General features: G+C 66.2%; 2 protein-coding genes. Both read left to right on the top strand.

Annotated features, from left to right (window positions below):
- Window positions 1–212 (top strand): phosphopantetheine-binding protein (locus tag SE91_RS19285; RefSeq protein ID WP_156490028.1); only part of this gene is annotated, 212 nt, incomplete at its 5' end.
- Window positions 205–11,815, top strand: an 11,611-nt coding sequence (locus SE91_RS19280) for a non-ribosomal peptide synthetase (RefSeq protein ID WP_061848701.1), incomplete at its 3' end; no start/stop codon positions are given. The genes SE91_RS19285 and SE91_RS19280, both read left to right, overlap by 8 nt.

The raw sequence follows: 11,815 nt of genomic DNA, 5'->3' as shown, positions 1-11,815 counted from the left end.
AACTCGGTGGCGATTCGCTGATCGCCGTCCAGCTCGTCAGCCGCATCAAGCGCGATCTCGGCCACGACCTGCCGCTCAACCGTCTGTTTGAAATGACGACCGTTGAGACCATGGCGGCTGCGTTGTGCCTCGAGAGTGAGACCGATAAGCGCAGCGGCGACATCGCCGCAATGCTCGACATGTTGAAGGAAGTCGAACTGTCCGATGAGTGACACGGCAACCACGCAAAAGCAGCAGCTGCGCGACATCTCACGGCGCCTGATGCGCCTCGATGCCGGCAAGCAGCACGCATTCCTGTCGCAGCTCGCGGCCAAGGGCGTCAATCTCGCTATGCTGCCGATCGTGCGCCAGGAGCGGAAGCGGGCACCGTTGTCCTTTGCACAGTCGCGCCTCTGGTTCCTGTGGCGGATGGACCCGAGCAGTGCCGCCTACAACATCTCGGCGATGGTGCGCGTGCGCGGCCAGCTGCAGCCACGCGCATTGCAGCAGGCCTTCGATGCGCTCCTCGTCCGCCACAGCGCGCTTCGCACCGTGTTTCGGCAGCAAGGGGAACAGGCCGAACAAATCGTCCAAGCTCCGCAGCCGGCCGCATTCCGACAACTGATCCTCGACGGCGATGATCGCGAAGGGCAGGCTCGCTTGCTGGCGCGGCACGAAGCCTCGCAGCCGTTCGATCTCGAAGCCGGCCCGCTCATGCGTGCGGCGCTGCTGACGCTGGACGAGAGCGATCATGTCCTCGTCGTCAGCCTGCACCATATCGTGGCCGACGGCTGGTCGATGGGCGTGCTGGTCGACGAATTCTGGAAGCTTTACGCAGCGTTTGCCTGTGGTGAGGCACCGGCCTTCCCAGAGCCGGAGATCGACTATACCGACTACGCCGATTGGCAGCGGCTCTGGATGAGCGCGGTCGATGGCGAGCGGCAGGTCGATTACTGGACCAAGCGTCTCGCCGATCCGGCGGTGCTCCAACTGCCGATCGATCGGGCGCGGCCGGCGGTCCCGGACCTCGCGGGATCGGCGTGCCGCATTCCGCTCGATCCGGCGCTGGCGTATGGCCTGCGTGCTCTGGCGCGGCGCCACCGCACGACGCTTTTCGCCGTCATGCTGGCGAGCTTCAAGCTGCTGCTCTATCGTTACACGGGCCAATCCGACATCAACATCGGCGTGCCCGTCGCCAACAGGCACCGCGACGAAACACGCGGCGTGATCGGTCTGTTCGTCAACACCCAGGTGCTGCGCACGCAGATCGATGGCCGCGCTGCGATCGCGGATTTCATTGCGGCGGTCCATGCCGCCACGATGGAGGCACAGGAGAACCAGGATCTTCCGTTCGAGCGATTGCTCGAGATCCTCCAGCCGACGCGTAGCCTGAGCCAGAATCCGCTTTTCCAGGTGCTCTACAATCACCAGCGCCGTCGGACCTCCAGCAGTCCGCCCGATCGGACCGACCTCCAGATCGAGACGGTTGAGCCAGAGGTCGATACCGTCAAGTTCGATCTCGCGCTCGACACCGACGAGGGTCCGTCGGGCGAGATCCGCGCCATCTTCACCTACGCAACCGCGCTGTTCGAGGTGGCGACGATCGAGCGTCTTGCCGCGCACTGGATCACAATCCTGAAGGCGATGGTCGCCGACGACACGCAAGGGATCGCTGACGTCGCGCTGCTCTCGGAACGGGAGCTGGAGCGGCTGCGTCAATGGAATCGTGCCGGCGAAACGACAGCCTCATCGTTCGCGCCGGTGCACCGAACGGTTGCACGGCTGGCGGCCGAAACGCCCGATGCGCCGGCGCTGATCTTCGGCAACGACGAAATCACCTATGACCAGCTCAACCGCCAGGCCAATCGCCTCGCGCGCTACCTGGTTCGCCTCGGCGTCGGCCGCGATGACCTCGTCGGCATGTCGGCACGGCGTTCGCCGCATCTTGTCGTAGCTCTGCTCGCGATCTTGAAGACGGGCGCAGCCTATCTGCCGCTCGATCCCGAACATCCGGCAAGGCGACAGGTCGTCACTCTCCGGGATGCCGGCGCGCGCGTCGTGTTGGTTGACGCCGATGGTTCGGCGCTGACGCCGCCCCTGGCTGACGTCGAGGTCGTTCCGCTCGGTGCGATCGATCTCGCGAAGGAGAGCGAGAGCGATCCGGAGATCGCGGTGGCGCCAACCAGCCTTGCCTATGTGATCTACACCTCCGGCTCGACGGGCATCCCCAAGGGTGTCGCCGTCGAGCACGGTCCGTTCGCGATGCATTGCGAGGTGACGGCCGGGCTCTACGACATGGACCGGCATTCGCGCGAGCTGCACTTCCTGTCCTTCACCTTCGACGGCGCCCATGAGCGGCTCTGGACCGCGCTGACCTGCGGCGCAGCGCTCGTGATGCGCGACGCTGATCTGTGGTCGGCCGAGCAGACAATCGAGGTTCTGCGACGACAGCGCGTCACCAACGCCGGTTTTCCGCCTGCCTACCTGCAACAGCTCGCCGACTTCGCAATGTGGCGCGGCGACCCGCCGCCCGTCGAGCTGTACTCGTTCGGCGGCGAGGCAATGCCCAAGGCCGGCTTCGACAAGGTCAAGCGTGCGCTCAAGCCGCGCACCTTGATCAACGGCTACGGGCCGACCGAAACCGTGGTGACGCCGCTGGTCTGGAAGGTCGATGCCGGCGAGGAGATCGATGGCAATTACGCGCCGATCGGTCGTCCCGTAGGCCGCCGCTCGGCCTACATCCTGGACAATGATCTCAACGTCGTTCCGGTCGGCGTGACCGGCGAGCTGTTCATTGGCGGCGAGGGGCTGGCGCGGGGTTATTGGCGGCGTGCCGAACTGACGGCTGAACGTTTCGTCCCCGATCCGTTCGGCACGTCCGGCGCGCGGCTCTATCGCACCGGCGATCTGGCGCGGCGGCGCGCCGATGGCGTGATCGAATATGCCGGCCGCTCCGATCACCAGGTGAAGATCCGCGGCTTCCGGATTGAGCTCGGCGAGATCGAGGCATGGCTGATGCGGCAGCCCGGCGTGCAATTCGCCGTGGTCGTCGCCCGCGAAGCCGGCTTGAGCCGTCAGCTGGTTGGCTATGTCGCCGGCGATGGACCGTTCGAGGAAGCGGCGATGCGCGCGGCGCTCTCGGACGAGCTGCCCGACTACATGGTGCCAGCCCGCATCGTGCGGCTGGAGCAGTTGCCGCTCACCGCACACGGCAAGGTCGATCGCGACGCCCTGCCGGCTCCAGAGATGCCAGCCGCGGCCGCCGCCCCCATCGCGCCACGCTCCGCAGCCGAGACAGTGCTCGCCGCGATCTGGGCCGAGCTGCTCGGCCAGCCTGTCATCGGTGTCGAGGACAATTTCTTCGAGCTCGGCGGCGATTCCATCATCTCGCTGCAACTGGTCGGTCGCGCGCGCCAGGCGGGCCTGCTGATCGAGCCGCGCGACGTCTTCCGCCATCAGACCTTGCAGGATTTGGCACGGGTGGCGCGGAGTGAGAGCAGGGGGAGCCACGTCGCTCCTGAAGTCGAATTCGAAGGCCGCGAGCATCCGCTGCTGCCGATCCAGTTGCGGTTCTTCGGTGAGGACGCTGGTGACCGTCATCACTGGAACCAAGCCGTCCTGCTGACGCCGAAGTCGCGGCTCGACTGGAAACTGGTCGAACGCACGCTTGCCGCTCTCGTCGCGCATCATGCAGCCTTACGCCTGCGCTTCGAGGACGCGGACGGTGTGTGGCGCCCCACCTATGGCGCACCGCCGCCAGCGTCGGAGTTGCTGTGGGCCCGCAGCGACGTCCGCGATGCCGCCGAGGTCACGGGGATTGCCTCATCGGCCCAGGCCAGCCTGTCGCTGGCCGGGCCGCTGCTGCGCGTGGTCGGCATGGACCTCGCGGATGGCGGCCAGCGTCTTCTGGTCGTGGTGCATCATCTCGTCATTGACGGCGTGTCATGGCGCGTTCTGCTCGAGGATCTTGCGACGGCTTACGATCAGCTCGGCAAGGGGGCGGCGTCGGTCGCGCTGGCCAGGAGCGAGTCCTATGCATCCTGGGGCGCGCGACTGCAGGCCTATGCTAGGACTGACGAGCTGGCAGCCGAGTTCGATTATTGGCTGGAGCGAGGAGCGCAGGCCGCGTTTCTCTGCGACGATGATCATGGCGGGGTCGACCGGGTTGCCGACGGCGAGGAAGTCCTGCTGGCGTTCGACGCAGAATTGACGGCTCGGCTGCTGAAGGAAGCCCCATCCGCCTACCGCACTCAGGTCAATGATCTCCTGCTGGCTGCGCTTGCGCGAGCGGTGTCGCGCTGGAGCGGGATCGAGGATGTCGTCGTCGAACTCGAAGGCCATGGTCGCGAGGACGTCTTCGACGGCGCGGATATATCCCGCACCATTGGCTGGTTCACCACGGCCTTTCCGGTGCGGCTGCCGGGCGGCGCCGGTGACGATGCTGCGCTGATCAAAGCCGTCAAGGAGGAGCTTCGGGCCGTTCCGAACCGCGGGCTGGGTTACGGCGTTCTGCGTCATCTCGGCACCGAGGCGCAGCGCAGCGCGCTGGCGGCACGTCCTGAGCCGCGCATCGTCTTCAACTATCTCGGCCAGTTCGATTCTAGCATGGGTGAGAGCGCGCCGTTCCACCTCGCGCCCGAAAGCGCAGGGCCGATGCGCAGCGACAGCGCACCGCTCGGCCGCTGGGTGAGCATCAACGGCCAGGTCGGTGAAGGACAATTGCGCCTGTCGTTCAGCTATGGCCGCAGGCGTTACCGGCGCGCAACGATCGAACGTCTCGCGGAGCATTATGCTGCAGCACTGCGCGAGCTCGTCGCGCATTGCACGGGCGGCGCCCGCGGCGTGACGCCGTCGGACTTCGCCTTGTCGAATCTGAAGCAGGCTGATCTCGACGCGCTGGTCGGCACGACTGATTGCCGTGAGATCGAGGATATTTATCCACTGTCGCCGATGCAGCAGGGCATGCTGTTCCACGCTTTGCGTGATGGCGAGAGTGGCAATTACGTCAACCAGATCGGTCTGGAGGTTCGCGGCCTCGATGCCGGAAGGCTGCGCGCGGCTTGGCATGAGGTCAGCACGCGGCACGCCGTGCTGCGAACCGGATTTGCGTGGCGCGACCTGTCAGGAGCTGCGCAGCAGGTGGTCTATCGCTCTGCGCGCTTGCCATTCGAGGAAGAGGACTGGCGCACGCGGGCGGCCACCATGGACGACGAGGAGTTCCGGACCGCGCTGGCAGGCGTCGCGCAAGCCGAGCGTGCCAGGGCATTCGATCTGTCGCAAGTGCCATTGCAACGGGTTCGGCTGATCCGGCTCGACGAGGCACGCCACTGGCTGATTTGGACGCACCACCATATCCTGCTCGACGGCTGGAGTGCCGCGCGTCTGATGGCGGAGATCCTGCAGCACGAACGCGGTGAGCGACTGCCGGCGGTGAGGGGCCGCTATCGCGACTACATCGCGTGGCTGCAAAGACAGGACCCCGAAGCGTCGGCCTCGTTCTGGCGATCGGCCTTGGCCGAATTGGATGAGCCCAGCTTTCTCGCGGACACGCTGGGAGGGCCGGCAACCAAAGGGGCACCCGGCCACGGCTCGCTGGACCTGCTGCTCACGGCCGACCTGACGGCAGACCTGCAAGCCTTTGCGCGGCGCGAGCGCGTCACGCTGAACACGCTGGTGCAAGGCGCCTGGGCGCAGCTGTTGCGCCGTCACACCGGCCAGCGCGCGGTCTGTTTCGGTGCGACGGTCTCGGGACGGCCGGCGGAGATCAGCGGGTCCGAGGAGATGGTCGGCCTCTTCATCAACACGCTCCCCGTCGTCGATCAGCCGAACCCGCAGACTGAAGTGGGCGCGTGGCTGCGCGACCTCCAGGCGCGCAACACGGACCTGCGCGATCACGGCTGGATGCCGCTCTATGACATCCAGCGCCTTGCCGGCCGCTCGGGACGCGCACTGTTCGACAATATTCTCGTGTTCGAGAACTATCCGATCGATGAGGCACTGCGGGGCGAGAGCGAAAGCGGGCGCCGGTTTGGCCGGGTCGAGCAGGTCTCGATCACCAACTATGCGCTGACGGTGGCGGTGTTCGCCAAGTCCGACGGCATCAATCTGGGCTTTCGCTACGACCGCAGCCGCTTCGATGACGACCAGATCAGATATCTGCAGGCCTCGCTGTCGCGGCTGCTGGCCAGGGTCGTGGCAGACGCGTCGCGGCCGCTTGGTGCGCTCGACAGCCTCGATGCCGACGAGAAGCAGAAAGTGTTCGGCTGGAGCGGTAGCGCCGAGCGGGCCCCGAAGTTCGGCGATAGCATCGTCGCGCAGATCGAAGCGCGGGCGGCGGCGACGCCATCGGCGATCGCGTTGGTTTTCGGCGAACAACAGATCAGTTATGGCGAACTGAACACGCGTGCCAATTACCTGGCCTCGCGGTTACGGGAGCATGGAATCGGTCGCGACCGCCTGGTCGGCTTGGCGCTCGAGCGCAGCATCGAGCTGATTGTCGGGGTCCTGGCCGTGCTGAAGGCCGGCGGCGCCTATTTGCCGCTCGATCCCGACTATCCGTCCGATCGCCTGCTTCACATGCTGCGCGATAGCGGAGCGGCGCTTGTGCTCACTCAGGACCGACTGCTTCCGCATCTGGCACCGGTGATCGCGGACGCGGGCGCCGAGGCCTGGACCATCGACGGCGAGGCTCACCTCGATGAGCCTGCTGGCAATCTGGATACAGCGCTTCATCCGGACAGCCTCGCCTATGTGATGTACACGTCGGGATCGACCGGCGTGCCCAAGGGCGTAGCCTGCTCGCATCGCGCGCTGGCGGCACGGCTCGGCTGGATGCAGGGGGAGTATGGTCTCGATGCCGGCGAGACCCTGCTGCACAAGACGCCGTTCAGCTTCGACGTCTCGGTCTGGGAAATCTTATGGCCGCTCGCAACCGGCGCGCGGCTTGTGATCGCAGCTCCCGGCGCGCATCGCGAGCCTCGACTTCTGGTCGATGCCGTCGTCGCCCATGACGTGACGACGCTGCACTTCGTGCCTCAGATGCTCGAGCATTTCGTGACCGAGCCCGGCGCGGCCCGCTGCACCTCGCTCAAGCGGCTGTTTGCCGGCGGCGAAGCGCTGTCGTTCGATCTGATGGCGCGCGTGCTCGCGGCGTTCCCCGATGTGCGGTTCGACAATCGCTACGGTCCAACCGAAGCCCTCATCAACGCGACCTATTGGACCTGTCGTGACGAGGGTGCGGCGCGCGTGCCGATCGGACGGCCCATTCCCGGCGTCACGATTCGCATCCTCGATAGCGATCTGAACATGGTTCCGGCGGGCGTAACCGGTGAGCTGTTCATCGGCGGGGCAGGTCTGGCGCGGGGCTATTGGCGGCGCGAAACGCTGACGGCGGAGCGTTTCATTCCCGATCCCTTCGGCGGGAAGGGCGAGCGGCTCTATCGATCGGGAGATCTGGCGCGCTGGCGCGCCGATGGCGCGATCGACTATGTCGGGCGCGCGGACCATCAGATCAAGATCCGCGGCTTACGCATCGAGCTCGGCGAGATCGAGGCACGGCTGCTCGAGCGGCCCGGCGTTCGCTCCGCTGTCGTGGTGGCGCGCGACGTCGGCGCAAGCCGTCAGCTCCTTGGCTATGTCAGCGGTACCGGAGGATTGGAAGAGGCAGGCTTGCGGACCGCGCTGTCGGCCGTGTTGCCCGACTATATGGTGCCGTCGAGAATCGTAGTGCTGGAGCGGTTGCCCTTGATGCCGAGCGGCAAGGTGGATCGCCACGCGCTGCCGGCGCCCGACATGGCCCATGGACATGCGGAGCAACAGGCACCACGCACGCCGGTCGAGATGGCCTTTGCGGCGATCTGGGCCGAACTGCTCGGCCGTCCCGCCGTCGGCATCACCGACAATTTCTTCGAGCTCGGCGGCGATTCCATCATCTCCCTCCAGATGGTCAGCCGCGCCCGGCGCGCCGGATACCTCATCGAGCCCCGCGACGTGTTCCAGCATCAGACGCTGGAAGCGCTAGCGCTCGCGGCGCGGACCGAGCAGCGCACGGGGACGCCCGCCGATCAAGGGCAGGTCACCGGCCAGCATCCACTCTTGCCGATTCAGTCCCGCTTCCTTGCGGAAGACATCGAAAATCGGGATCATTGGAACCAGGCGGTGCTGTTGCAGCCGAGAGAGCGCCTCGACTGGGACGTGATGCGGCGCGCACTCGCTGCCGTGATCGGTCATCATGACGCCCTGCGCCTGCGCTTCGAGGGGAGGCAGGGGAGCTGGCATGCCGAGCACGGCGATGCTCTGGCCGAGGAGGAGCTGCTCTGGGTCCGGCAGGCGATTGACCGCGAGGACGTGACGGCACTGGCATCGTCGGCGCAGGCAAGCTTGTCGATCTCCAGCGGGTTGCTGTTGCGGGCGGTCGGTATCGATGTCGCCGATGGCAGTCAGCGCTTTCTGATCGTGATCCACCATCTGGTGGTCGACGGCGTGTCATGGCGCATTCTGCTGGAGGACATCTCCGCGGCGTACACGCAGCTGGCGAAGGCCGACGTAGCCGTCGCGCTTCCGCCCAAGACACACGCTTACGCATTGTGGGGACAGCGCCTGCGGACCTACGCAACGTCCCCTGAACTGGCGGCGGAACTGCCTTACTGGACCGGTCGCGGCGCGAACGCGGACATTCCCTGCGATGACGATTATGCTGGCGTCGATCGCATGGCAGATGCTGATGAGGTTATGCTGTCGTTCGGGGGCGAATGGACGCAGCGCCTGCTGACGGAGGCGCCGTCGGCTTATCGCACCCGGATCAATGATCTCCTTCTTGCCGGGCTTGCACGTGCCATCTGGCAATGGAGCGGGCAGGACGACGTTCTCGTCGAGCTGGAGGGGCATGGCCGCGAGCTCCTCGACGGCGATCTCGACGTCTCGCGCACGGTCGGTTGGTTCACGACGGCCTTTCCCGTCCGGCTGGCCGGCGGCTCGCAAGAGCCCTCACTCTTGATCAAGAGCGTGAAGGAAGAGCTTCGCGGCATTCCCGGCCGCGGACTGGGTTATGGCGTCTTGCGGCACCTTGGCTCAGATGAGCAGCGCGTGGCGCTGTCGAGCATCAGTGAGCCGAAAATTGCCTTCAACTATCTCGGCCAGATCGACAGCGGCGACGCTGAGGCGGCGTTGTTCAAGATGGCGGCGGAAAGCGCCGGCCCGTCGCGTGATGCGTCGAGCCCGCTGCGGCGCTGGCTCAGCGTGAACGGCACGGTGCGCGATGGCCGGTTGCTTCTGTCGTTCGGATTCGGCCGTAAGCGCTATCAGCGCGAGACGGTCGAGCGGCTGGCCGCGCTGTACGAGACTGCGTTGCGTGAGCTGGTCGATCATTGCACTGGCGGCGCCTGTGGCGTGACGCCATCGGATGTCGCGCTGTCAGGGCTGGATCAGACCGAGCTCGACAGGCTTGCGCTCGATTGGCGCGAGATCGAGGACATCTATCCATTGTCGCCGATGCAGCAGGGCATGTTGTTCCATGCGATGCATGACGGCGAGAACGGGCTCTACGTCAATCAGGTCGCGGCGGAAGTCCGCGGCCTGGACGCCGGAAGGCTGCGCCGTGCCTGGCAGGCGGCCAGCGATCGCCATGCAGTGCTGCGAACCGGATTCGTCTGGCGCGACCTGGTGGGCGCGCCGCAACAGGTGGTTTACCGACACGCCGAAGTACCCTTTGTCGAGGACGATTGGCGGGCGCGAAGTGCAACATGGGACCAGGCGCAAGTAAACGCAGCGCTGGCCGATGTCTCGCGGCAGGAGCAGGCCGCCGGGTTCGACCTGTCGCGCCCGCCCTTGCAGCGGGTCCGCCTGATCCGGCTCGGCGACGACAGGCATTGGCTGATCTGGACACACCATCACATCCTGCTCGACGGATGGAGCTCGGCGCGGCTGATCGCCGAGGTGATGCAGCATAACGGCGAGGGTCGCCTGCCGGCATTGCGGCACGGCTATCGCGATTACATCGCATGGCTGAAGGGGCGCGATGGCGACGCATCGGCAGCGTTCTGGCGCAATGCAACGGCAGAACTGGACGAGCCGAGTTTCCTGGCAGACAGCCTGGCCGAACGTGCGGGCGTAGAAACGTCCGGTCACGGCATGCTGGCGCTCGAGCTGAACCCTGACCTGACCGCACGGTTGCAGGAATTTGCGGCGCGTGAACGGATCACGATGAACACGCTGGTGCAGGCGGCATGGGCGCAGCTGCTGCGACAGCATACCGGGCAGGGAACGGTTTGCTTCGGTGTCACCGTGGCAGGCAGGCCGCCTGAGCTCCCCGGCGCCGAAGAGATGGTCGGCCTTTTCATCAATACGTTGCCGGTCATCGATGGTGTCAGCCCACAGCAGACCGTCGGCGCATGGCTGCGCGAGCTGCAGGACCGTAATCTGGCCTTGCGCGAGTTCGGCGCGACGCCGCTCTATGAGATCCAGCGGCTGGCAGGGCGCCCCGGACGGCCGCTGTTCGACAGCATCCTGGTGTTCGAGAATTATCCCGTCGACCGCGCGCTGATCGGACAAAGCCGGCAGATCCAGGTTGGCGAAACCCGGATCGTCGAGACCAGCAATTATCCCTTGTTCGCCAGCATCGGCGTCGATGAGCGCCTGCGCCTCGTCTTCAACTATCAGCGCAAACATTTCGACGAGGCGCAGATCGCGCGGCTGCAGCGAGCCTTTGTGCGGCTGATCGAATCGCTCTGCATCGATGCCGATCGGCCGGTCGGCATGATCGCGGCCCGCGATCCCGCCGATGACGTCCTGCTTGCACGGGCGAACGACACGCGCCGGGATGAGCCGCGCAAGGGAATCGTCGCACAGTTCGAGGCGCAGGTCAGCAATTCTCCCAACGCGATCGCGCTGGTGTTCGGCGAGACGGAGCTGCGCTACGCGGCTCTGAATGCGCGCGCCAACGGACTAGCGCGGCGATTGCGGAAGCACGGCGTCGGGACCGATGTCGTGGTCGGGCTGGCGCTCGACCGCGGCGTCGAGATGCTGGTCGCGCTCTTGGCCGTGTTGAAGGCCGGCGGGGCCTACCTGCCGCTCGATCCGGATTACCCGCCGGAGCGGTTGGCGCACATGCTGCGCGACAGCGGCGCGGCGCTGGTGCTGACGCAAGCGAGATTGCACGATCAGTTCGCAGGTGTGCTGGCGGAGACTGGGGCCGAGGCCTGGCTGCTCGACGAACCGGACGGCGGGGGCGACGAGGCCGGCAATCTCGATGTCGTCGTTCACGGCGAGAGCCTCGCCTATGTGATCTACACCTCGGGCTCGACCGGCCTGCCCAAGGGCGTGATGGTCCGCCACGACGCCGTGTCCAATTTCCTGGCGACCATGGCGGAGCAGCCCGGCATGACGGCCGGCGACCGCGTGCTCGGCCTGACCTCGCTGTCCTTCGACATCGCCGTGCTGGAGCTGTGGCTGCCGCTGACGATTGGCGCCTGCGTGGTGCTCGCGGATCGTGCGGCCGCGCATGATCCTGCGCGGCTCAAGGCGATGGTGAAGCGGCATGGCGTGTCACTTATTCAGGCCACGCCATCGACTTGGCGCATGCTGCTTGATCATGAAGGCCGTTCGCTGCCGGCGAGCTGCCGGGTGCTGTGCGGCGGCGAGGCGCTGCCGCCGGACTTGGCACAACGGCTGGTGGTGCAGGCCGGCGAGGTCTGGAACCTGTACGGCCCGACCGAGACCACGGTGTGGTCGGCGCGCCATCGGCTCGATGCGATCGACGATCGTCCGCTGCTTGGCGGCCCGATCGGCAACACCACGCTTTATGTTCTCGGCGGTGACCTCAACCTCGCCCCGGTCGGCA

Origin of the sequence: Bradyrhizobium sp. DOA1 (assembly GCF_001593325.1) — a bacterium.
In the GTDB taxonomy this organism is placed as follows: Bacteria; Pseudomonadota; Alphaproteobacteria; order Rhizobiales; family Xanthobacteraceae; genus Bradyrhizobium.
This window is presented reverse-complemented; position numbering and strand designations above follow the sequence as displayed.